The organism is Mesorhizobium liriopis (genome assembly GCF_024053505.1).
Classification (GTDB): Bacteria; Pseudomonadota; Alphaproteobacteria; order Rhizobiales; family Rhizobiaceae; genus Mesorhizobium_B; species Mesorhizobium_B liriopis.
In genome coordinates, this window is the sequence record NZ_JAMXQS010000009.1 from 242,344 (window position 1) to 265,967 (window position 23,624).

The 23,624-nt window shown below is 65.0% G+C and carries 20 protein-coding genes; 7 read left to right on the forward strand and 13 right to left on the reverse strand.

The window, feature by feature from the left end; translation table 11 throughout:
* Positions 1-22 precede the first annotated feature (22 nt).
* Together NGM99_RS19260 and NGM99_RS19265 are read right to left on the reverse strand one after the other, a co-directional pair.
* Positions 23-1,573, reverse strand: coding sequence for an FGGY-family carbohydrate kinase (locus NGM99_RS19260; RefSeq protein ID WP_252821960.1), 1,551 nt, complete (start codon positions 1,571-1,573; stop codon positions 23-25).
* An 86-nt stretch (positions 1,574-1,659) separates the two neighbouring features.
* Positions 1,660-2,655: a sugar-binding transcriptional regulator gene (locus NGM99_RS19265; protein ID WP_252821962.1), complete on the reverse strand. Its 996-nt coding sequence runs from the start codon at positions 2,653-2,655 to the stop codon at positions 1,660-1,662.
* 203 nt (positions 2,656-2,858) lie between these two features.
* Between NGM99_RS19265 and NGM99_RS19270 the strand changes: the two genes are divergently transcribed.
* The 6 genes from NGM99_RS19270 to derI all read left to right on the forward strand — a co-directional run bounded on the left by NGM99_RS19270 (position 2,859) and on the right by derI (position 8,614).
* Positions 2,859-3,518, forward strand: coding sequence for a DUF2291 family protein (locus NGM99_RS19270; protein ID WP_252821964.1), 660 nt, complete (start codon positions 2,859-2,861; stop codon positions 3,516-3,518).
* Positions 3,515-5,068 carry a sugar ABC transporter ATP-binding protein gene (locus NGM99_RS19275; RefSeq protein WP_252821965.1) on the forward strand — a complete coding sequence of 518 codons (1,554 nt, stop codon included), beginning with the start codon at positions 3,515-3,517 and terminating at the stop codon, positions 5,066-5,068. The genes NGM99_RS19270 and NGM99_RS19275 overlap by 4 nt, the downstream gene beginning before the upstream one ends.
* A gap of 19 nt (positions 5,069-5,087) precedes the next feature.
* A complete protein-coding gene (locus NGM99_RS19280; RefSeq protein ID WP_252821967.1) occupies positions 5,088-6,197 on the forward strand; it encodes an ABC transporter permease in 1,110 nt (369 codons plus the stop codon).
* A 70-nt stretch (positions 6,198-6,267) separates the two neighbouring features.
* Positions 6,268-7,227, forward strand: a complete 960-nt coding sequence (locus NGM99_RS19285; RefSeq protein WP_252821969.1) for a D-ribose ABC transporter substrate-binding protein — start codon at positions 6,268-6,270, stop codon at positions 7,225-7,227.
* Between the two features lie 63 nt (positions 7,228-7,290).
* Positions 7,291-8,055 carry a triose-phosphate isomerase gene (locus NGM99_RS19290; protein WP_252821970.1) on the forward strand — a complete coding sequence of 255 codons (765 nt, stop codon included), beginning with the start codon at positions 7,291-7,293 and terminating at the stop codon, positions 8,053-8,055.
* Between the two features lie 94 nt (positions 8,056-8,149).
* Entirely contained in the window at positions 8,150-8,614 is a 465-nt protein-coding gene (gene derI, locus NGM99_RS19295) for a D-erythrulose-4-phosphate isomerase (protein WP_252821972.1), read from the forward strand.
* Between the two features lie 100 nt (positions 8,615-8,714).
* Here derI and NGM99_RS19300 read toward each other — a convergent pair whose 3' ends face one another.
* Entirely contained in the window at positions 8,715-10,406 is a 1,692-nt protein-coding gene (locus NGM99_RS19300; RefSeq protein WP_252821974.1) for a glycerol-3-phosphate dehydrogenase/oxidase, read from the reverse strand.
* Complete coding sequence (locus NGM99_RS19305; protein ID WP_252821976.1) at positions 10,399-11,925, reverse strand: FGGY-family carbohydrate kinase; 1,527 nt, start codon at positions 11,923-11,925, stop codon at positions 10,399-10,401. Before NGM99_RS19305 ends, NGM99_RS19300 begins: the two co-directional genes overlap by 8 nt.
* A 258-nt stretch (positions 11,926-12,183) precedes the next feature.
* Between NGM99_RS19305 and NGM99_RS19310 the strand changes: the two genes are divergently transcribed.
* On the forward strand, positions 12,184-13,455 hold the full coding sequence (locus NGM99_RS19310) for an Hsp70 family protein (protein WP_252821978.1): 1,272 nt from the start codon (positions 12,184-12,186) through the stop codon (positions 13,453-13,455).
* A 266-nt stretch (positions 13,456-13,721) separates the two neighbouring features.
* Here the strand turns inward: NGM99_RS19310 and NGM99_RS19315 are convergent, their stop codons facing one another.
* The 9 genes from NGM99_RS19315 to cyoB form a co-directional block, all read right to left on the reverse strand.
* On the reverse strand, positions 13,722-14,888 hold the full coding sequence (locus tag NGM99_RS19315; protein ID WP_252821979.1) for a trans-sulfuration enzyme family protein: 1,167 nt from the start codon (positions 14,886-14,888) through the stop codon (positions 13,722-13,724).
* Positions 14,885-16,309, reverse strand: coding sequence for a pyridoxal-phosphate dependent enzyme (locus NGM99_RS19320; RefSeq protein ID WP_252821981.1), 1,425 nt, complete (start codon positions 16,307-16,309; stop codon positions 14,885-14,887). The genes NGM99_RS19315 and NGM99_RS19320 overlap by 4 nt, the downstream gene beginning before the upstream one ends.
* Positions 16,310-16,428: 119 nt before the next feature.
* Positions 16,429-17,844 (reverse strand): FAD-binding oxidoreductase, encoded by a 1,416-nt coding sequence (locus NGM99_RS19325; protein ID WP_252821983.1) that lies wholly within the window; start codon positions 17,842-17,844, stop codon positions 16,429-16,431.
* A 166-nt stretch (positions 17,845-18,010) separates the two neighbouring features.
* On the reverse strand, positions 18,011-18,646 hold the full coding sequence (locus NGM99_RS19330) for a lipase (protein WP_252821986.1): 636 nt from the start codon (positions 18,644-18,646) through the stop codon (positions 18,011-18,013).
* 5 nt (positions 18,647-18,651) lie between these two features.
* Positions 18,652-19,239 carry a protein-S-isoprenylcysteine O-methyltransferase gene (locus NGM99_RS19335; protein WP_252821988.1) on the reverse strand — a complete coding sequence of 196 codons (588 nt, stop codon included), beginning with the start codon at positions 19,237-19,239 and terminating at the stop codon, positions 18,652-18,654.
* Positions 19,236-20,432 (reverse strand): alpha/beta fold hydrolase, encoded by a 1,197-nt coding sequence (locus tag NGM99_RS19340; RefSeq protein ID WP_353937440.1) that lies wholly within the window; start codon positions 20,430-20,432, stop codon positions 19,236-19,238. Before NGM99_RS19340 ends, NGM99_RS19335 begins: the two co-directional genes overlap by 4 nt.
* A 101-nt stretch (positions 20,433-20,533) precedes the next feature.
* On the reverse strand, positions 20,534-20,941 hold the full coding sequence (cyoD, locus tag NGM99_RS19345; RefSeq protein WP_252821991.1) for a cytochrome o ubiquinol oxidase subunit IV: 408 nt from the start codon (positions 20,939-20,941) through the stop codon (positions 20,534-20,536).
* On the reverse strand, positions 20,938-21,621 hold the full coding sequence (gene cyoC / locus NGM99_RS19350; protein WP_252821992.1) for a cytochrome o ubiquinol oxidase subunit III: 684 nt from the start codon (positions 21,619-21,621) through the stop codon (positions 20,938-20,940). The genes cyoD and cyoC overlap by 4 nt, the downstream gene beginning before the upstream one ends.
* The gene (gene cyoB, locus NGM99_RS19355; RefSeq protein ID WP_252821994.1) at positions 21,618-23,624 is read right to left on the reverse strand and encodes a cytochrome o ubiquinol oxidase subunit I; all 2,007 of its coding nucleotides are present in this window, start codon (positions 23,622-23,624) and stop codon (positions 21,618-21,620) included. Before cyoB ends, cyoC begins: the two co-directional genes overlap by 4 nt.

Here is a 23,624-nt window from a genome sequence, read left to right on the forward strand (position 1 = left end):
ATGATGCCCGGCGTTCAGCGCGCTATCGGCCGGCCATCCGGTGCCAGACGGGTTCGAGGTTCCGGCGGGCTTGCCCGTAGGCGGCAAATGTGCGCGTGTAGGTTTCGGTCAATGCGGGATCGGGCGCTTCCCGAGCACCCAGAAGCGGGGTGACCCATTCGGCGATGCAGGCTTCCATGGATGGGTAGGCACCAATCGCGACGGCTGCCATCATGGCGGCACCGGCCGCTCCCGCTTCCTCGCGGGCGGACACGCGGACGGGTGCGCCGACGCAAGAGCCGATCACCGAGCGCAAGGTTTTCGAGCGCGCGGCACCGCCCGTGAGGCGCAGTTCGCTGGGCATCGGGCCCATGGCGGCGTAGCAGTCGCGGGTGGCGAGGCCCAAGCCTTCCACCACGGCGCGAACGAGATCGGGGAAGCGGTGGTGGCTCGACAGCCCGATCAGGCTGGCGCGTGCCGAGGCGTCGATGAAGGGGCCGCGCTCGCCGGTATCCGAAATGTAGGGGTGGTAGATCAGCGCGCCGGGACGGCTCTTCGCCATCCAGGTCTCGATCCGCTTGACGAGTTCGGCATGGGTGGTCTCGCAGCCCATTTCGGCCAGAAGGTCGGCGGCGAGCTTGAGCACCCAGTCGAGATTGAGCGTCGCCGCCATGTTGGTCTGCACCTGGGTGACGGTGCCGGGCACGGGGAGTGCGATGACATAGCCGGTGTTCTGGGTGTTGAGCACCACGTCGCCGCTTTTGACCGCGCGCATATGGACGCCGGTCGAGCCGATGGTGGAGCAGGCCGCGTTGGCGTCGCCGGTGTGGACGCCGGCACCGAGTGCGGTCATCACCATGTCCACGAAGCCGAGCGTGACGGGCGTGCCGGCGAGAAGGCCGGTCGCCTTCGCGGCCTCTTCGGAAAGCGGACGGGTTTCCTGTGAGCCGTCGATGATGGGCGGCAACAGCCGGCGATGGCGTTCGAGACCGAGCGCGGCGATCACGCCGTCATGGTAGAGCCGCGTGCGGAAATCGCCGAAGGTGAAGCTTGCTTCGGAGGGGTCTGTGGCGCGCACGCCGGTGAGGTTGAGAAAAAGCCAGTCCTTGGCGTGAAGGGCAGTTTCAGCATTCTCCAGAAGCTCGGGACAGTGGGCGGCCATGTGGGCCATCTGCGCGCCCTGCTGGCAGGTGTTGAGGCCGGTGCCTGTCGCCTCGAAGCGTGCGCGTTCGGCGTCGCTCTGGCTGAGCCGCGCGACGGTGGGCGCCGCGCGGGCGTCGAGCCAGAGCCAGGCATCGGAAACCGGTCTGTTGTCGCGACCGACCAGCCATGTGCCGTCGCCCTGAGCGGTGACGGCGAGGGCCGCCGTGCGCTGGGGAAGGTTCGGGATCTTCTGCCCGAGATCGCGCAGGGTCTGGGCGCAGTCTTCCCAGGTTTCCGACAGATTCTGCGTGGCCGCGCCATCGGGCCGCGTCGTGTAGCGGTTGGGTACGGCGGCACTGGCGATCTGCTCGCCGCCCAGCGTGAAGGCGACGGCCTTGATGACGGACGTGCCGGCATCGATGCCGATGAGAATATCCTTGCCCTCACGCATGAAGCGAGGCTCCGAGCACGCTCATGACTATTCCGGGGCGGCTTTGCCGCTTCTCCATGTTTCCTCCATGCGCCGGCCTCAAGATTTCAGGCCGGCGTCTCCTCCGCCAGCCGCTTGGCCGTTTCCTCATCCGTGATCAGCCCGCTCAGGATGCCGCTCTTGAGTGCCGCGCGAATGGCGCGGACCTTGTCGCGTCCGCCGGCAATCGCCACGATGCGGCGGTCTTTGAGCCCTTCGAGGCCGGGTGCGACGGTGCGCGCGCTGAGCGGCGTTTCGACCGGGCGGCCCTCATCGTCGAAGAAGTGGCCGAGCACCTCGCCCGCACCGCCGAGTTCCTCGACTTGCGCGATCTCGTCGGCTTCCACGATGCGAGACACGACGAGCTGCGAATCGAGAGCCGCCGTGCCGATGCCGACCAGCATCAGGTCGGATTTCTCGGCCAGTGCGAAAACGTCGCCCACGCCGCGCTGGGACAGAAACACCTCGCGGTCGTCCGCCGTGTTGGCGAAGAAGGGCACGGGGAGGACGTAAGCGGTCGCGCCCGTCTTCTGCGCCAGCTGGTGCATCACGTCATAAGGGTTCGCGGCATGGTGGCGGGTGAGGCCGCCGAGCAGCGAGACGAAACGGACATCGCCGGCATCCAGGCGCGGCAGGTCGGCGACGGCGGCTGCCAGCGTGCGGCCGTGGCCGATGCCGATCACACCGCCCTGCAGGTTCATGATCTCGCGGCGCAGGAAGCTGGAGCCCGCGATGCCGAGCGCGCGAAGGGGCAGGCCGGGCTCGCTCAGGTCGGGCGCGAGCTGGCAGAAGCTCAGGGAATAGCGTTCGGAAAGTTTGGTCTCGAGCAGCGCGAGCTCGGCGATGTCGCCATCGATGGTGACTTTCACGAGGCCGTTCTGATTGGCCCACATGATCAGCCGGTGCGCCTTCACATTGGTCACGCCCAGACGGTTCGCCACCTCGCTCTGCGTCATGCCGGCCGCATGGTGCAGCCAGGCCGCGCGGACCGCGAGGCTCTGATCGTCGTCGCGCCGGGCGGAAGCGCGGGGCGCGGAAGCAGGGCGGGTCTGGGGTCGGCTCATGCTCTCCATCCGTCACCAATCATAGCTGTTGCAATTTTTTCATGCCAGTGTATTTTTTTACAAATTGGCGATGCGAGCTTTCGGGCGAACCATCGCGCTGCCCCAGCCTCATCAGCCAGCGGGCCCTTGTGTTCGAGTTGCCGGATTAGCGTCACGGGAGGGAACGTGGGCGCAAAAACCGGTGCGTTAAGAGGAGGATTGCGATGACCGCGCAGCCTGTTGCCGTGCGACGCAAAGCCAGCCGTTTGTCGAAGCGCGCGCTGATCCTCTCGGCGCTGGGCGTGGTGCTCATTGCCGCCATGGCGCTCGACACGACCGTGATCCGGCTGGACTCCGAACAGGCCGCCCAGACGGCGGGCTTCTCGCCCCAGACCTTCGGCCAGACCGAGTTTCCGAACGTGCAGAGCGATATCGAAAGCCGCGCGGTGGATGCCAAGACGCTGGCCGATGCGGTGGCCGCCGACAAAGCCGGGGCCACCAAGCAATATGCGGTGGGCACGGGGCCGAATGCAGTTTTCCCGGTGAAGTTCACCGGCATCGCCGGCGAGCCGAAATCGGGCATCTATCCGATCACGGTCGAGGGCCTGCCCGAAGGGCTTCTGGTGCGCGTTCAGACGGGACCCGCCATCAACGGCACGGAGCTGCGTGATGCGACGGGCAAATACGTGTTCGGGCAGTTCAAGAACCAGATCGAATTTCAGAATGCGGGCTCGGCGCTGAACAACGCCATGAAGGAAGCGGTGCTGGCACAAGTCGACGCCGCGAACCTCAAGGGCAAGACGGTTTCGGTGACGGGCGCGTTCAAGCTGATCAACCCCAAGAGCTGGCTGGTCACGCCGGTGCGGCTCGAGGTTCAGCCATGAGCCAGGCGGCCGTGGCGAAACGCGCTGCAGACCCGCGTCACGGCGAGGTCGTTCTTTCCGCGCGCAATGTGGTGAAGACCTATGGCGGCGTTCATGCGCTCAAAGGCGTGAACTTCGACATCCGGCGCGGCAGCGTCACGACGCTGTTCGGCGAGAACGGGGCCGGCAAGTCCACGCTGATGAAGATCCTGTCGGGCGTGACCACGCCCACGTCAGGCGAAATCCGCCTCGACGGCGCGCCGGTCTCTTTCGCGTCCTCCACGGAGGCGCGGGATCAAGGCATCTCGATCATCCACCAGGAGCTTTCGCTCGCGCCGAATCTCAGCGTGCGCGACAACATCTTCATGGGCCGCGAGATCCGCACGGCGACGGGCGTCGATTTCGCCGAGGAGGCCCGTCAGGCCAAGGCCCTGATGGAGGAACTCGAAGAAGAGATCGACCCGATGACGCCGGTCGAGGATTTGCGGCTCGGCCAGCAGCAGATCGTGGAAATCGCGCGTTCGCTTTCCGTCGATGCGCGCATTCTGATCATGGACGAGCCGACCTCGGCGCTGAGCGCGTCGGAAGTCGAGGTGCTCTTCAAGGTGATCCGCGATTTGACGGCGCGGGGCGTCGCCATCGTCTATATTTCGCACCACCTCGAGGAAGCGCTGCAGATCACCGACCATGCCGTGGTGCTGCGCGACGGCAACATTACGGCTACGGCGGAAGCCAAAGACATCGATCTCGAATGGATCGTCCGCAACATGGTGGGCGAGAATTTCGATCTGGGCTCGCCGCCCACCGGCTACGAGTTCGGCGCAACCGCGCTGGCGGTCGAGAATGTCAGCGTCCACGATGCGGCGGGCTCGGGCTATGACGTGGTGGACCGCCTGTCGCTCGACGTGAAGACGGGCGAAATCGTCTGCATCTACGGACTGATGGGGGCCGGGCGCACCGAACTGCTCGAAGCGGTTGCAGGTCGCGTGCCGCTGGCCAACGGCCGCGTCGTGCTGCATGGCGAGGATGTTTCCAAGCTTTCCATTGCCCAGCGCATCGCGGCGGGGCTGGTGCTGGTGCCCGAAGACCGGCAGCGCGACGGGCTCGTGCAGACCATGACGGTCGGGCGCAACCTGTCGCTCGCCTCCATCGAGGCGTTCGCCAAGAGCCTCTTCCTGTCGCGCTCGCGCGAAAAGGCACTGATCGACGATTCCATCCGCAAGGTCCATGTGAAGACGGCTGGCAGCGAGGTGCCGATCGGATCGCTGTCGGGCGGCAACCAGCAGAAAGTGGTGATCGGCAAGATGCTGACCACCAACCCCTCCGTGATCCTGCTCGACGAGCCCAGCCGGGGCATCGATGTGGGGGCCAAGGCGGAAGTGTTCCGCTTGCTGTCCGAGCGTGCGCGCCAAGGGCTGGCTGTGATCTTCTCGACCTCGGAAGTGAGCGAATGCCTGTCGATTGCCCATCGCATCGTCGTGATGCGGCGCGGACGCATCGTGGCCCAGTTCGGGTCAAACGTTTCCAAGGAAGAGATCATGGCCGCCTCGGGCGAAGCCGTGGTCGCCTGACGCCATTCGGAGCCGCTTCATGAGCAACAACAGTTCGGCCCTCGCCGCACCGGCTTCCTCGAAGAAGGCAGGCGGCTTCGACCTCGCCTACCTCCTTCTGGAAGGCCGCGCCTTCTTCGCGCTGATCGCCATCATCGTGGTGTTCTCCTTCCTGTCGCCCAACTATTTCACCGTTTCGAACTTCCTCACCATGGCGAACCATGTCGCCATTTTCGGCCTGCTCGCGGTCGGCATGCTGTTGGTGATCCTGAACGGCGGCATCGATCTTTCCGTGGGCTCGACGCTGGGCCTGGCCGGCGTGGTCGCGGGCGCCCTGATGCAGGGGGTGACGATCGCGCCCCTGGGGGTCGTGCTCTATCCGCCGGTCTGGGTCGTGGCGGTGCTGGCCTGCGCGCTGGGCGGCCTGGTCGGCCTGCTCAACGGCGTGCTGATCGCGCGCTTCAAGGTGCCGGCCTTCGTGGCGACGCTCGGGGTGATGTATATGGCGCGCGGCGTTGCACTCTTGATGACCAACGGCCTCACCTACAACAATCTCGGCGGCCGCGCCGAACTCGGCAATACGGGCTTCGATGCACTTGGCTTCGACCGGCTGTTCGGCGTGCCGACGGGCGTGGTGGTTCTGGTCGTGGTCGCCGTCATCGCGAGCCTCGTTCTCAACCGCACCGCGTTCGGCCGCTGGCTTTATGCCTCGGGCGGCAATGAGCGCGCGGCCGAGCTTTCCGGCGTGCCGGTGAAGGGCGTGCAGATCTCGGTCTATGTGATCTCCGGTATCTGCGCGGCGATCGCCGGCCTGATCCTGTCCTCGCAACTGACCTCGGCCGGCCCGACTGCGGGCACGACCTACGAGCTGACGGCGATCGCCGCCGTTGTCATCGGCGGGGCTGCGCTGACCGGTGGACGCGGCACGATCCGCGGCACCATGCTCGGCGCCTTCGTGATCGGCTTCCTGTCCGACGGTCTCGTGATCATCGGCATCTCGTCCTATTGGCAGACAGTGTTCACCGGCGCGGTCATCGTGCTCGCGGTGCTGCTCAATGCCGTCCAGTATCGCCGCCGCGTGAAGGCGCCTCAGCCTTCCGCCGGCTCCACCCCTTCTCTGCCGAATGCGGGCGCCAAAGCGGCGGCCTGATCTTGAGTCCACGAGAAGACGCGTGCGGGGCAAAACTCCCACGCAGCCAAACCCCAAGGAGGAGAGTGAAATGAAAAAGACGATCAAGGGCATGCTGTTCGCGACATTCGCGCTGGCCGCCCCCATTCTGGCCGGATCGGTCTCGGCGGCGTCTGCCGAAGGCCTGATCTCGATCATCGTCAACGACCCGTCCAACCCCTACTGGCTGACCGAAGGCAATGTCGCCAAGGCCGAAGCCGAGAAGCTCGGCTATTCGGCCAATGTCGGCGCACACAAGGGCGACACCAACACCGAAAGCAACCTGATCGACACGGCCATCACCAACAAGTCGGTGGCGATCATCCTCGATCCCGCGAATGCCGACGGCTCGGTGGGCGCGGTGAAGAAGGCTGTCGCGGCCAACATCCCGGTGATCCTCGTCAATGCCGAGATCAACCAGGAAGGCCTCGCCAAGGCGCAGCTCGTGTCGAACAACGCGCAGGGTGCCGCGCTCGGTGCGCAGCAGTGGGTCGAGCTCGTCGGCGACAAGGGCAAATATGCCGAGCTGCTCGGCGCACCGTCGGACAACAATGCCGCGACGCGTTCCAACGGCTACGAGACCGTGATCTCGCAGTATCCGGACCTGCAGAAGGTCGCCTCGCAGGTCGCCAACTGGGACCGCACGCAGGGCCGCAACATGATGCAGACCATGCTGCAGGCCAACCCCGACATCAACGCCGTGATCAGCGGCAATGACGAGATGGCGCTGGGTGCGATCGCAGCGCTGAAGGAAGCCGGCAAGCTCGCCAATGTGAAGGTCGGCGGCTTCGACGGTTCGCCGGACGCAGTGGCCGCCATCAAGGCGGGCGAGTTGCAGTACTCGGTGCTTCAGCCGGTCGCGGTGTTCTCGGCCGAAGCGGTGAAGCAGGCCGACAGCTTCATCAAGACCGGCAAGACCGGCGCCGAAACCGAAAAGCAGCTTTTCGACTGCCTCCTCATCACCAAGGACAATGTCGACAAGTACACCGGTCCCTTCACTCTTTCCGAGTAAGCGCCGCGTGTTTAATGAGGGGGCTTCGTTCGCGGAGCCCCTTTTCAGTTTCAGGAGTTTCGAATGGCGGACAGCCCGCAAGTCTGGGTCGGCACGAGCTGGAAGATGAACAAGGTGCTCAGCGAGGCCAAGGCCTTCGCAGAGGGCCTGACCGGAGCTGAAAACGATCGGCGCATCCAGCGTTTCGTGATCCCGCCTTTCACCGCCGTGCGCGAGGTGAAGGCGATGCTCGGCGAGACGGATGTGAAGGTCGGCGCGCAGAACATGCATTGGGCCGATCAGGGTGCGTGGACGGGCGAGGTCTCGCCCCTGATGCTGACCGATTGCGGCCTCGATATCGTGGAGCTCGGCCATTCGGAGCGCCGCGCGTTTTTCGGCGAAACGGACGAGACCGTGGGCCTCAAGACGGAAGCTGCCGTGCGGCATGGCTTGATCCCGTTGATCTGCATCGGCGAAATGGCGGCGGAAAAGGATGCAGGCCGCGCGGACGAGGTTTTGAGGGCGCAAGTCGAGGGTGCCCTGGGCAAGCTTTCGGAGGCGCAGAAGAGTGAGACCATCCTGCTCGCCTATGAGCCCGTCTGGGCGATCGGCGAGAATGGTGTGCCGGCGAGCGCCGATTATGCGGATGCGCGGCAGGCACGGATCATCGAGGTGGCGCAAAACGTGGTCGGGCGCACGATTCCCTGCCTTTATGGCGGCAGCGTCAATCCCGGCAATTGCGCCGAACTCATCGCCTGCCCACATGTGGACGGGCTTTTCATCGGCCGCTCGGCCTGGAATGTCGAAGGCTACAGGGACATTCTTTCGCGGGTCGCCGCAGCACTCTGATCGTTTCAAGGAAACGCTCAGGTTTTTTGGACCACAATTCCGAACGCAGAACCGCTGAACACTTTTGCTGGAATTGCTCAGGAAGGAGTTTTTCATGAAGATCGCAATCGCAGGCGACAGCGCGGGCGCTCCGCTGGCTCAAGCGCTGGCAGACTATCTCAAGGACCGCGACGGGCTCGAAGTCGCGGAAGTGAGCAACCCGCCGGCGGGTGCCGAGAAATTCTACGCGGACCTGTCCGACCGCGTGGCGAACGGCATTCTCGACGGCACCTATGACCGCGCGATCCTGTGCTGCGGCACAGGCATCGGCGTGGCGCTCTCGGCCAACAAGGTGCCGGGCATTCGGGCAGCCCAGACACATGACACCTACTCGGCGGAACGCGCAGCACTTTCCAACAACGCGCAGATCATCACCATGGGCGCGCGCGTGATCGGAACGGAGCTGGCGAAGTCGGTCGCGGACGCATTTCTGGCGAACACCTTCGACCCGAACGGTCGCTCGGCGGGAAATGTCGAGGCCATCAACAAGCTGGATGAGAAGTATCATCCCAAAGCTTGAGCGATAAGCAAGCGGGGCTCTTCGGAGCCCCGTTCTGTTTTCAGGGCAGCTCGGAGCGTCAGCTTGCTCAAGAGCGTTCGCACGGCAGCGTGACGTCGTCTCACAACCGCATCATGTTGCGCTTGGTGAGTTCCGTTATCGTCTGCTCGATCTCGCGCGCTCGCCGCGCCTCGTCCCACCCGAGCGCATGGCCTGCGACCTTTGCGATGGCCTCCAGATCACCCCGCGTCAATGTTCCGCCGATCGCGAGCGTCGTCCGTCGCATCACGATGTCGGAAAGGTGCTGCACGGCTTCGCGCCTCGCGATGGCATCGATCTCGGCCAGGCTGGTGTCGCTCGAACCCGGCAGCCGCTCGGCATCCATGCCCTGGCCGCCGTCGCCCGCGAGTTCGAGCGCAGTGGTGCCGTAGCGTGACAACAACTGGTCGAGACGGGCGGTGGCGAGGCCGGTTTTGGCGGCGGCATCCGCGAGCCACCGGTGGCGGGCTTGTGTCGACATCGGATAGTCGCGGCCGCCGCCGATCGGCAGGTTTCGGGTCGAGACTTTCCGCGCGCGGGCGAGGCGGGAAAGAACCGTATCCGCCACCTCTTCCGCAAAGCCGCGAAACGTCGTCCATTTGCCGCCGACCAGCGAAATGATCGGAAACGGGCGCGTGGCGTCCTGTTCGATCACCGGCGCGGAGTGGTCGCGGCTGATGAGGCCGGCGACCGCTGCGTCCGAGCGGGGCAAGGGGCGAATGCCGCTATAGGCATAGGTGATCTGGTCGCGCGAGAGTTTCAGCCCCGGCATCAGCGCCTGGAGGCTCGCGAGCATGTAAAGGATCTCGCTTTCCTCGCAATGCACCGTGTCGGGGTTGTCGGCGCGAATGTCGGTCGAGCCGATCAGCGCATGGCCGAGATATTCGTAGGCCAGGCAGATGCGGCCTTCATCGGTTTCGAAATAAACCATGCGCCCGTCGAGCTGGCGCACGAGCTCGTCGTTCTTCAACAGGAGATGCGAGCCCTTGGTGCCGCCGATCAGTTTCGAAGGGCTGCCGAGCTGCGCGTTGACGTGATCGATCCATGGGCCGGCGGCGTTGACCACGAGTTTGGGGCGCACCCCATAGGTCTTTCCTTCGACGGCGAAGGAGAGTGTCCCGTTCTCGGCTGAAACCAGTTCGGCATAGTTCGCTGCGGCCGATCGCTCATTGGCCTTGAGCCCATCGGCGACGAGCTCATAGACCAGGCGCTCGGGGCGCGTGATCCGGGCGTCGTAATAAAGGGCGGCGGCGCGAATGTTGCGGTTGATCGCCGGCAGTGTGCTGATCGCCGCCTTGCGGCTCATCAGCTTGTGCCGAGGCATCACGCGGTTGCGTGCGCCGTAGAAGTCGTAGATCGACAGCCCGATCTTGATCAGCGCCGCACCCCGCGAGCGCGGCGCGGTTTTCGAGCCGAACAGCGTGCGCGTGGCGGCCCCGATGCCCTTCAACCAGGAAAAGATCGGGATCAGCGTCGGCAGGGGTGCCACCGTGTGCGGCGCGTTCCTGAGAAGCAGATTGCGCTCCAGAGTGGACTGCGCGACCAGCCGAAACTCGCCGGTTTCGAGATATTTCAGCCCGCCATGGATCATGCGCGAGGGGGCGGCACTCGTCCCTGAGCCGAAATCGGCCTTGTCGAGGATCAGGCAATCGACGCCCTGTTCGCACAGGTCGCGGAACAGGCCGGCGCCGTTCACGCCGGCGCCGAGGATCACGACGTCGATCGGGGACGGGGTCTCGAAGCGGGCAAGGCGATGGGCGACGATTTCAGGCATGAGAGGTCTCCGCCAGGCTTTCGATGTCGGGCCAGAGGGCCTGAAGGCTCGTGGCGATGCGGTTGTAGAGCGAGAACCGGCGGTCGAGCTCGCGGGCGCGGAACTTGTCGGGCTGGTAGACGGTGGCGGTTGCGAGCAGGTCGCGCGGGTCGTGCTGCACGGAAGCGTAGAGGCCCACGCCCGTACCGGCGCAAAGAGCAGCCCCAAAGGCCGCGGCTTCGTCGGTTTGCGTGACCGTCACCGGCAGGTCGAGCACATCGGCGAACATCTGGGCGAAGGCCGGATTGCGCGAGGCGCCGCCGGTGAGGCGCACCTCGTCGAAGGAGAAGCCGTCGCGGAGCGCATCGACATGGGTGCGGTGATTGAAGGCGATGCCTTCGAGCACGGCTTTGAGCATGTCGCCGCGTTTGTGCCAGCCGCGCAGACCCACGAAGCTCGCGCTGGCCTTGTCGCCGAAGGGCGAGCCGAACAGGAACGGGTGGAAGATCAGGGTGGACGGACGTGCAAGCGCTGCGGTGATCTCTTCGCCCAGAACTGCATGGATCGAGGAGCCATCGGCCAGCGACGCTGCCTGCTCGCGGGCGCAGAGCGTGTCGAGGAACCAGTCATAATTCGCGGCGGATGCCGGTGAGATGGCCATGTCGTGCCACTGGCCCGGCTCGATGGCGTTGCGGCACGACCAGCGCGGGTCGATGCGAGGTTCGGCCGAGACCACCTCGTTGATGGAATAGGTGCCGGCGACCACGGCCAGCGTGCCGGGCCTGTGGCCGCCGATGCCGAGCGAGGAGGCGGTGACGTCATGCAGGCCGGCGGCAACCGGTGTGCCCTCCTTCAGGCCCGTCAGCCGCGCCGCCTCGGCGGTGACGCCACCGATGATCCCGGCCGAATGGGAAACGGGGGGCAGGGCGTGCCATAGTTCGCCCAGACCGAAGAGGTCGAGCGCCTCCTGGGAATAGTTCTGCGTCTGCACATCGGTGAAGGCGATGCTCGCTTCGGTGCGATCGGTGCCGACGGTGCCCGCGAGGCAGAAGCGCAGCCAGTCCTTGCAGGACAGGATGTGGCCAATGCGGCCGAAGCGTTCGGGCTCGTGTTTTCTGATCCAGGCAAGCAGGGCGGATTGGGCGGAAACATGCGGCGGCTGGCCGGTGAGCGCGAGCGCCTTTTCGACCACGCCCTCGCGCGTCCAGCGCTCCATGATGCTGCCCGTCCGGCTGTCGAGCGACAGGATGCCGGGGCCGAGCGGCTGCTGGTCGTGGTCGAGAAGATAAAGGCCGTCGCCATGGGCGGTCGCCGCCACGCCCTTGATGTCGCCGGCGTCGCGTCCGCTTGCGGCGATGGCCTCGCGAATGGCTTCCGCCGTGGCTCGCCAGAGCCCCGCCATATCGCGTTCCACGAAGCGCGGGCGCGGCATCAACTGTTCCACGCGGCGGCGGGCGACGGAAAGCTGCGTGCCGTCGACATCGAACAGCACCGCCTTGGTGACAGTCAGTCCGTTGTCGATCCCAAGCAGGCTCGGCATGTCGTTTCCTCTCCCCACACCTGCGGTTCGTCATACGCCATGGCGGGGGCGATGCAAGGACAGGTGGGGGCGGAAATGGCGCGGCCAGGCGGCATTCTCCCATTGCCCTTCGCGGCGCTGCACATTGTTTGGGAAGGGCGGTTGATTTCTCCGCCGAAGCGCAGTCAAAGGGCGCCCTCCCGATTTGCTTTCAGACCCCTTCGCCGCGTGGGCATGCCGCGCGTCAGCCGTCGCTTCTCATTGCTCAAGGCCGCTTTCATGCTTCATTCTTCCTCGCCGCTTTTCGCGGGCATCGACTTCGGCACGACGAATTCCACGCTCGGGCTTTGCGCGAGAGGTGCGGAGCCGGCGCTGTTGCCGCTCGAAGGCGAGCACCGGACACTGCCTTCCGCGCTGTTCTTCTCGCTCGAAGACCATGCCACCTACTTCGGTCGCGCGGCGGTCCACGAATATGTGGACGGGGCGCAGGGGCGCTTCATGCGGGCGCTGAAATCGGTGCTGGGAACCAGCCTGATGCGCGAGCGCACGCTGGTCGGGCTCGAGCGCCTGAGCTTCGTGGACCTGATCGGACGCTTTCTCGCGCATCTGAAAGCGCAGCTCGAAGCGCAGACCGGGGCGCACGTCGATCGCGCCGTGTTCGGCCGTCCCGTGCGCTTCGTGGACGAAAGCGACGAGGCGGACCGCGAGGCGGAAGCGCAACTGGCCGATGCGGCGCGGGCGCAAGGGTTCCGCCATGTCGAATTCCAGTTCGAGCCGGTGGCGGCGGCGCTCTTCCACGAGACGAAAATGGCGCGTGAGAGCCTGGCGCTGGTGGTCGATATCGGTGGCGGTACGTCCGACTTCTCGCTGTTGCGCCTCGGGCCGGACCGTGCCGGCAAGCCCGACCGGCGCGAGGACATCCTGGCCTCCACGGGCGTGCATGTGGGCGGCACGGATTTCGACAAGCTTCTCAATCTCGCCTCCATGCAGCCGCTTCTGGGGCTCGGCTCGGAAACCAAGGACGGCAAGCGGCGCATGCCGGTCTGGCTCTTCAACGACCTCGCCACATGGCACCGGGTCAACATGCTCTACAATGCCAAGGTGCTGCGCGATGTGAACGGCTTGCGGCGCGAGGCAGCGGAGCCCGAGAAGCTCGAAAAGCTTCACCACGTGATCGAGAACCGTTCGGGCCATCGCATCGCGGGCGCGGTGGAAGCGGCGAAGATCAAGCTTTCCGAGGAAAGCGAGACGCTGATCCGCATGCAGGAGCCGGGGCTGGTGCTGGAACGCGCAGTGCGGCGGGACGAGTTCGAGGCGGCGGTGAGCGATCTGGTTTCACGGATCGACGGCGCGGTGCAAAGCGCGCTCGACGAAGCTGGCGTTGGAGCCGAGCGGGTGGAAACGGTGATCCTGACCGGCGGCGGCGCGCAGGTGCCGGCTGTGTTCGCGGCTGCAACGAAGCGGTTCGGCAGTGCGGAAATCGTGCAGTCGGATGCGTTCGGGTCCGTGGGCCTGGGGCTCGGGGTCGATGCGGCGCGGCGGTTTGGGTGAGAGAAGCAGGTTTGGATAGAAGTCAGAGTGGCGAGGGAGGTGCGGCGGAGACGTCACCCCCACCCCTTACCCCTCCCCACAGGTGGGAGGGGAGACACCAGCCTCCCACCATCGTCTCCAAGCCTGGCACCAAGCTTCGCAGAAAGGCTCGGCGACGACCTCCTCCCCTCCCACCTGTGGGGAGGGGTAAGGGGTTGGGGTGAGATATCCACCTGCACAATGTCTGTTTGAGGGTCTGCTTCGCAACCGAATAGTCTACTGAAACCTCACCCCAGCGCCCGTTCCAGATCGCTGATCAGATCATCTCCATCCTCGATCCCCGCCGACAGTCTCACCAGCCCATCCGAGATCCCCAGGGCTTCCCGCTGCTCGGCCGGGATGCTGCCATGGGTCATCAGGGCCGGGTGTTCGATCAGGCTTTCGACGCCGCCGAGCGATTCCGCCAGCGTGAAGAGTTCGGTGCGTTCGAGGAAACGCTTGGTGCCGGCGAGATCACGGTCGAGGACGGCGGTGATCATGCCGCCGAAGGCGTGCATCTGGCGCTTGGCGATGGCGTGCTGCGGGTGGCTCTCAAGGCCCGGATAGATCACGCGGCGCACGGAAGGGTGCTGTTCGAGCCATCGGGCGATCTTGAGGCCGTTCGTGGAGTGGCGTTCCATGCGCAGCGCAAGGGTCTTGAGACCACGCAAGGCGAGGAAGCTGTCGAAGGGACCAGAAATCGCGCCCGCGGCGTTCTGCAGGAATTTCAGCCGGTCATGCAGGTCGCGGTTTTCGCCGACAACAGCCACGCCGCCCACCATGTCGGAATGGCCGTTCAGGTATTTGGTGGTGGAATGCACGACGATGTCGAAACCCAGTTCCAGCGGGCGCTGGATGTATGGGCTGGCGAAGGTGTTGTCGGCCACCGCGATCAGGTCGTGGCGGCGCGCGATCTCGGCCACGGCGCGCAGGTCCACGATCTTGAGAAGCGGGTTGGTGGGCGTTTCGACCCAAAGCAGCTTGGTATCCGGCCTGATCGCTTTCTCGACCGCATCGAGATCGGTGAAGTCGGCAAAGCTCACCTGAAGACCGGCCGAGCGCTTGCGTACGCGTTCGAGCAGGCGGAAGGTGCCGCCATAGATGTCGTCGGTGGCGGCGATATGCGCGCCCTGGTCGAGCAGTTCGAGCACGGTGGCAATGGCCGCAAGGCCGGACGCGAAGGCAAACGCCCCGCTGCCGCTTTCGAGGTCGGCCACCGCGCGCTCGAAGGCGAAGCGCGTCGGGTTCTGGGAGCGGGCATATTCGAAGCCCTTGTGCACGCCGGGGCTTTCCTGCCCATAGGTCGAGGTCGCATAGATCGGCACCATCACCGCGCCCGTGGTCGGGTCGAGGCTCTGGCCCCCATGGATGGTGCGGGTGGCGAAGGCGAGACGGTTCGAGTTTTGCGAAGTCACCGGTTGCGCCTCAAATGGTTGATCAGGTCGATGCGGGTGATGAGGCCGATGAACTCGGCGCCATCGAAGACGATGGCGACTTCGTTGCGGTCGAAGACGGGAAGAAGCGCGTCGAGCGTCTGGTCGGCCTGGAGGGTGTGGAGGTCTTCGGTCATCGCCGAGCGGACGGGTGCGTTGAAGCGTTCCCAACGGCCCTCATAGGAGCCCTCGACGCGGGAAAGGATGTCGCTTTCGTCGATGATGCCGACGAGCCTGCCGTTTTCGAGAACAGGCAGTTGCGACACGTCCGAGCGGCGCATGCGGCCATAGGCGTTGATCAGGGTCTCGTCGGGGCCGACCACCACCGTTTCGCCTTCGCGGTGCGAGCGGGCGACGAGATCGCTGAGGTTTCCGTGAGTTTCGCGGTCGGTCAGGCCCTGTTCGGCCAGCCAGAAATCGTCGAAGACCTTGGACAGGTACTTGTTGCCGGAATCGCAGACGAAAGTGAGGACGCGTTTCGGCGTCTTCTGCTCGCGGCAATAGCGCAGCGCGGCGGCGAGCAACGTTCCGGATGACGATCCGGCGAGGATGCCCTCATGCGACAGCAGTTCGCGAGCCGTCGCCATGCTCTTCTTGTCGGGGATCGAGTAGGCCTTTTTCACGAAGGACAGGTCGCAGTTGGGCGGGACGAAATCCTCGCCGATGCCTTCCACCGTCCATGAGCCTGCTTCCACGCGCTCGCCGGTCTTGACGAGCGGGGCGAGCACGGAGCCGGCCGGGTCGGCCAGAACCATCTCGGTCTTGGGCGAAACGCGCGCGAAGAAGCGGCCGAGACCGCTGAGCGTGCCGCCCGAGCCGACGCCCACCACCACCGCATCCACGTCGCCCTCGAGCTGGCTCCAGATTTCGGGGCCTGTGGTGGTTTCGTGGGCATAAGGGTTGGCGGGGTTGGCGAACTGGTTGGCGTAGAAGGCCCCGGGCGTTTCGCGCGCGAGCTTTTCGGCCATGTCCTGATAATATTCGGGGTGGCCCTTGCCGACATCCGAGCGCGTCAGCTGTACCTCGGCGCCCAGCGCACGCAGGTGCTGGACCTTTTCGCGCGACATCTTGTCGGGCACGATCAAGACGATGCGATAGCCCTTGGGAATGCCGACCTGTGCCAACCCCAAGCCGGTATTGCCGGCGGTGGCTTCGACGATGGTGCCGCCGGGCTTGAGATCGCCGCGCCGTTCGGCCTCGTTGATCATGGAAAGCGCGATGCGGTCCTTGATCGAGCCACCCGGATTCTGGCTTTCGAGCTTGACGAAGAGCCGGCAGGGGCCCGTGTCGAACTTGGTCAATTCCACGACCGGCGTTTCGCCGATCAAATCGAGCACCGAGCGCACCGGCGGGCGCAGGCGGCTGCCCGGCGCGAAGCCGGACACAGGATCAAGAGCGTTCACCCGGCGTCTCCTCGGATGCCTTTCGTTGCATCGGATGTAGGTCGCGGCCCTTTGCGCGGAAAGGAAAAGGCTTCGCTTGAAGAGCTATTCCGGGGAATGTGATTCTACGAGTTTATGGGTCAGACCAAGTCGGGCAGGACTTTCCCCGGATTGAGAATGTCGAGAGGGTCGAGCGCGGCTTTCAGTGTGCGCATCAGCGTCACCGCCGGCAGGCCATGCTCCTCGATCAGAAACTCGCGCTTGCCGATGCCCACACCATGCTCCCCTGTCGCGGTGCCACTTGCCTGGAGCGCGCGGCGGGCGATGCGCTCGGCGATGGCGTGGACCTCGTCTTCCTCATCCGGCAGCATCATGAAAATGCAGTGGAAATTGCCGTCGCCGACATGGCCGATGATATAGCCGGGCACGGATGAGGCGGCGATGTCGGCACTGGCGCCCAGAATGGACTCGGCCAGAGCGGAAATCGGCACGCAGGTGTCGGTGGACCATGAACGGCTGCCGGGGCGCTCGCGTTCGGCCCAGCCCATGGCATCGCGGCGCACGTCCCAGATCACCTGCGCCGCATCCGCGCCACGCATCCATCGGAGCGGCGTGCCGCCATGGCTCGCCACGATCTCGGCGATGGCTTCAGTGGACGGGTCGCTTTCGCCCAGCGCATGCTGGAATTCGAAGAACAAAGTCGGCAGCGGTTCGAGCGCCAGGGGGCCGCCGCGCGCATGCTCCCGGTTGATGGCATGGACGGTCTGGAGGTCGAGCAGTTCGACGCGTCCAATCGACAGGCCCATGCGCTTGATGTCGATAACGGTGGCGATGGCGCCTTCCAGCGTTTCGAAGCCGGCCAGAGCGGAAACAGAGTCCGCTATAGGATGAAGGCGCAGCGAGACTTCGGTGACGACGCCGAGCGTGCCTTCGGAGCCGACGAAAAGCCTTGTGAGATCGTAGCCGGAGGAAGACTTGCGGGCGAGCGAGCCTGTCTTGACGATCTCGCCCGCAGCCGTGACCACGGTGAGGCCGAGCACGTTCTCGCGCATGACGCCGTAGCGCACGGCATTCGTGCCGCTTGCGCCCGTCGATGCCATGCCGCCGAGCGAGGCGTCGGCACCCGGATCGACAGGAAAGAACAGGCCGGTGTCGCGCAATTCGCGGTTAAGGGTCTTGCGGCGGACGCCCGCTTCGACGCGGGCGATCATGTCGTCGGGGCGGATTTCGAGGATGCGGTCGAGCCGGGCCATGCTCAGCGTGATGCCGCCGCGCGTGGGTATGGCACCGCCTTCGAGGCCCGAGCCCGTGCCCCAGGGCGTGACGGGCACGCGGAAGCGGGACGCGATGCGCAGCACCTCGGCGACCTCTTCGGTGCTCGACGGAAAGACAACGATGTCGGGATCGAAGGGGGCGTGATGGCTTTCGTCGCGGCGATGAAGGCCGAGCACGGACGAGCCGGTGCTGGCAGCTTCACCGAAACGAGCCTTCAGCGCCTCGACCGCGCTTGCGGTGTCACTGGGTTCGAAGGTCTGGGGGAGCGCGTGTTCCGTCATCAGCCTGCCTTTTGATTGCGGCCCGCTGCCGAGCGCACAGCCGCTTCAGAGCCGTTCAGCACAGATGAGGGGCCGTCGGCACGCAACAGGATGCCTTTTTGAAGCGTCGGCGGAAACCGATTTTCCTTGGGCCAGCTCCGCCGATGCGGGCGGCGCCCTGATCGGATCAGCGCTTCCTGCCGCCTCTGGTCACGCCGAGCACGGCCTGCACCACCTCGTCTTGCACCGCGCTCTGCTTTTCGATGTTGAAATGGCCGACCCCGGCAACGCGGGAATAATCGCGGTTGTCGAGCTTGCCGCGAAAGCCGCTGGCGGCCGTCAATGGCAAGCCCCAGCCGCCGGAAGCGAAATAGAAATTCAGGGCGCGGCGCACATTGGGGGCGACGGGGCGCGGGGCGGTGGCGGCGAGGGTCACCATGAGATCGACGGGAATGCGCGCTTGGGCGAGCTCGGCGGCCATGGCCGTCGCGGCATCCGCGCCGAAGGAGTGGCCGATCAGAACAATGCGGCTGGTTCTGCCTTGGTCGCGCGCGGCAATCAGTTGGCGCTCGATCGACCGCCATGAGCCGTAGCCAGCGACACGAGCGGGCACGCCCTGGGCCTTGAGCTCGGCACCGATGGCATCCAGCCCTTGCGAGAAGATGCCGCCGATGCCGCCACGCAAAAGGATGACCTCGACGGCGCGGGCCTTGGGCGCGACCGTCGTCTGGCGTGCCTTTTCCTTGGCAAGGGGAGCAGCGGCAAGGGGCGAGACGGCGATGAGGGTGGCGGCAAACGCTGCCGCGAGTTTGGCGAGACGCATGGGAATCAGCGGATCAGGCGCGGAAAGACGCGGCCGGTGCGCGCGCTGTAATCATCATACTCACGACCGAATGCTTGACGCATCATCGCCTCTTCCTTGCTGACGCGGGAGAAGTACAAGATCGCGACCCCGACCAAGCCCGACAGGCCTGCTATCCAGTTGGGAAGCAGAAGCGCCTGCGCGATCGCCCAGAGCCAGAAGGACGAATACATGGGGTGTCGGACGAAGCGATAAAGCCCATCGGTGACGAGCTTGTGCTTGTCGCGGATTTCGAGCGTCACGGACCAGTTGCGGCCCAATTGGCGGTGGCTTGCGATGAAGAGCGCGATGAAGCCGATCTCGACGAGAAGGCCGAGCCAGGCCTGCCAGGGGCGGAAAGGGTAATCTGCGCTCGCGGGAAAACCCGTAAAGACCCAGACGAGCGGAATGATGGACAGGCCGAGCGCCGACAAGGCAAGGGCGATGCGGTCGCCCGTGTCACGGCTGTCGTTGACGACCTTGATGCGGCGGCCGCGCCGTTGATAGGGCAGGCGGATCGCGACCCAGGCGACGAGCCCGACGAGCCAGACGATCTTGGCGAATTCAGGCGTCATGCGGCGTGCTCCGAGGGGGCTTGGCCTTCGGGTCGGCGCACGAGATCGGCCTGCTTCATGCGCATGCGGTTTCCCAGCGCCACAGGGCCGCAGCAGACGAGAAACCAGTCATAGAAATAGCGGCGCGTGTTGCCCGAAACATATTGGTAATGCACGCGAAAGAAGGAGCGGCGAATGCGCTTATAGGCGTCGCGGTCCATCATTTCCTTGAGATAGATGTTGCGCACCAGCGGAAACGGCTTGTTCGCGGCAGGCGTGAGGCCCATCAGCCTGCCCGGCTCGCTGCGGTGGAAATTGATGATGTCGGTCATGCACTGGATCTCGACCCATTCGAGATGGGGGTCGGCGGCGAGGCGCTGCATGTCGGCACGGAATTTCCCGGCGGCCGGATGGAGGCCTGCTTTCAGCGCGGTGGAGCCGAGCGTCAAAAGCGAGACATGACGCGCGCGGCGGGCGAAGTCCGGGTCGCGCTTCAGGCACCGCGCGGCGAGGTCGAGCATCAGAAGCGCACCGGTGCTGTGACCGACAAGGAGAACCTCGTCACAGGGCTTGGCGCGCAGCGTCTCGGTGATATGCGCGGTGAAGCGGTCGAGCTGGGCCTCGGCGTCGGGACGCCGGCCCCGCATGAAATCGCGCGAGAAGGACCAAAGGTCCATCAGGTGGTTCGCCGGCCAACGCTGGCCGAGCCAGCGTGCAAGCCCGAAGAAGATCAGAACCGCGAGTGCGAGGCCGATCAAGGCATTCGTCCATCGTGCCGCGAGCGTTCCGGCCAAAGCGCCGATCAGGGCGTAGAGCACGAGGCAGGCAAAGGGGAACAGGAAATAGCAGCCGAAGCGCCAGGCATGGCGGAAAATGCGGAACGCCGTGCCAGACAAAACCAGATCGGCCAATGCGCGGAGATACTTGCCGATCCGCACCGGCAGAGGCTTGGCGAAGTCGGCAAGCACGATGGGGTCGAGAAGGAGCGTGGTGAAACGCGTCTGCGTGCTCCAGCCGGGCCCTTTCGCCTCGATGAGGGCGGTCGCCCATTCACCGCCTGGGTCGACAACTGCGGTGCCGACCGTGCTTTCGGCGTCCCACAAAGCCGCCGAACGCCGGTGCTCGCGCTCCAGCCGCTTGAAGAGGGCCGAAGGCGATTTGGGATCGTAGCCGCCCACGAAAAAGACGGCTCTTGAGTGAACGGAAGACTCCACGTGTCAGTGCCCGGCCATTGCGGTTCGGGCATAAAGAAACGGGGCACGCTTGTATAGGCGGATGCGAGCCGGATCCGAGCGGACGCGCAGAAGCAGAATCCTCAGCGCTGCATCTGCAGCATTTCCTCGCGCGTCATGTTCTCGCGGGGCATCGTGTTTTCGTGCAGGTGGCCCATGATCCAGATCGAGCCGAGCACGACGAGGCCGACGACCATGACGCCGAAGGCGAGCGCGATGACGTTGTTGGTGTTGTCGGGGCCGGTGGTGATGTGGAGGAAGAAGACGAGGTGGACGCCCATCTGGGCAATCGCCAGCACGACCAGTGCCGAGATGATCGCGGGCGCATAGATGAAATCGCTTTGCGCGGCATAAAAGGATGCGGCGGTGAGCAGGAGGGCAAGCCCGTAGCCGATCAGATAGGCGCGAAAACCACCGCCGCTTTCGGCGACGTTGATTTCCTCGGCGCCCGGTGCGGCATCGTTCTGGTCGGTCGTCTCGGTCTGGGTCATTGGTTCGCTCCCAAAAGATAGACGATCGTGAAAACGGCGATCCAGACGATGTCGAGCGCGTGCCAGAACAGGTTGAAACAAAGGAGCCGGCGTTCGATGTCGGGGCGGAAACCCTTGAAGAAAAGCTGCGCCATCATGGTGCCGAGCCAGAGCAGACCGGCCGAGACATGGAGGCCGTGGCAGCCGACGACGGCGTAGAAGGCCGAGAGAAACGCGCTGCGCGAGGGGCCAGCGCCTTCTTCGACCATCTGCACGAACTCCTGCACTTCGAGAAACAGGAAGGCAGCGCCCAGGAGGCCGGTGGCGAAAAGCCAGATCTGCGTCCAAGCCATGTCGCGCCGGTAGGTGGCGAGGCTGCCGAGGCCGCAGGTAAAGGATGAGGTGAGAAGCAGGAAAGTCTGGATGCCGACCCGATTGAGGTCGAAGAGTTCCGAGCCCGTCGGGCCACCCGCCGTCTCATGCGAAAGCACCGCATAGCCGGCGAAGAAGGTGGCGAAGATGATGATGTCTGAAAGAAGAAAGATCCAGAAGCCGTAGGCGACCGTGACGAGCTTGGAGGCCTGCCCACCCTCGCCGTGACCGGTGGCGCTGTGGCCATGACCATGGCCGCCATGGCCGTGGGAGCCCCCGAGGCGATAAGGGTCGTGGCCGGGAAAGCCGGATGCGGTGGTGGCGCTCATGCGGTTTGTCCATGGGCTTCGAGCCAGGCCTGACGCGCGGCGCGGCGGGCGCGATCAGCTTCGGCGACCTCTTCGACAGAGACCTCGTATTCGGTCTCGTCGCGCCATGCGAAGACGACAAAGGTCGCGTAGGCACCGATGAAGCCGACAATGGCCAGCCACCAGATGTGCCAGATGAGCGCGAAGCCGATCAAAGTGGCGAAAAAGGCCGACACCACGCCGGTCGGGCTGTTGCGCGGCATCTCGATGGGCTCGTAATGCGGCTCGTCGCCCAGGCGCTGTTCCTCGATCGCGCGCTGCTTGATGTCCCAATAGGCTTCCTCGCCCTCGACATGAGGCTGGACGGCGAAGTTGAAGTGCGGCGGGGGCGAAGGCGTCGCCCATTCGAGCGAGCGGCCATCCCACGGATCGCCGGTTTCATCGCGAAGCTCATGGCGGCGGCGGATCGAGACCACGAGCTGGGTGATCTGTGCGGCGACGCCGAGCGCCATCACGAAAACGCCGAAAACCGCCACATCGAGCCAGGGCACCCAGGCCTCGACAGTCACACGTTGCAGGCGGCGCGTCATACCCTGGAGGCCGAGGATATAGAGCGGCACGAAAACGAGGACGAAGCCGGCCAGCGTCAGCCAGAAGGCCGTCTTGCCCCAACCTTCATGCAGGCGGAAGCCGAAGGCTTTGGGAAACCAGTAGGTCAGGCCGGCGAAGGCGCCGAAAAGCACGCCGCCGATGATCACATTGTGGAAATGCGCCACGAGGAAAAGCGAGTTGTGAAGCATGAAATCGGCGGGCGGTATGGCAAGCAGCACGCCCGTCATGCCGCCCACCGTGAAGGTGAGCACGAAGCCGATCGCCCACAGCATCGGTGTGTCGAAGCGCACGCGGCCGCCATACATGGTGAAAAGCCAGTTGTAGATCTTCACGCCGGTGCCCACCGCGATCACGGAGGTCGCGATGCCGAAGGCGGCATTCACGTCGGCGCCCGCGCCCATGGTGTAGAAGTGGTGGAGCCAGACGGTGAACGACACGACCACGATGAAGAGGGTGGCCGCGACCATCGAACGGTAGCCGAAGAGCGGCTTGGACGAGAAGGTCGAGAAAACCTCGGAGAAGATGCCGAAGGCGGGCAGGATCAGGATATAGACTTCCGGGTGCCCCCACGCCCAGATGAGGTTCACGAACATCATCGGGTTGCCGCCGCCGGTGTTGGTGAAGAAGTGGAAACCGAGATAGCGGTCGAGCGTCAGCATCGCGAGCGTCGCGGTGAGGATCGGAAAGGCCGCGACGATCAGCATATTTGCGCCGAGTGCGGTCCAGCAGAACATGGGCATGCGCAGATAGCTCATGCCCGGCGCGCGCATCTTGAGAATGGTGGTGACGAGGTTCACCCCCGACAGAACCGTGCCCACGCCCGAAATCTGGATGGCCCAGAGATAATAATCCACGCCGACGCCCGGCGAATACTCGATTTCGGACAGCGGCGCGAAAGGCAGCCAGCCGGTTCGGGCGAACTCGCCGATGACGAGCGAAAGGTTGACGAGCAGCGCGCCGGACGCCGTCAGCCAGAAGGACACGGAATTGAGCGTGGGAAAGGCCACATCGCGCACGCCCAGCTGCAGCGGCAGGACGAAGTTCATCAGCCCGATCACGAAGGGCATGGCGCCGAAGAAGATCATGATCGTGCCGTGGGCCGAAAAGATCTGGTCGTAGTGGTCGGGCGGCAGGTAGCCCGCCGCGCCGCCTGTCGCCATGGCCTGCTGGGTGCGCATCATGATGGCGTCCACGAAGCCGCGGATCAGCATCAGAAGGCTCAGGATGATGTACATGATGCCGATGCGCTTGTGATCGACTGAGGTGATCCACTCGCGCCAGAGATAGGGCCAGAAGCCCTTCACCGTGACCCAGGCGAGAACGCCGAGGCCCGCGATGACGATCACGAGTGCCGCGACGAGCGGAATGGGCTCATCGAAGGGAATGGCGGACCAATCGAGCTTGCCGAGCAT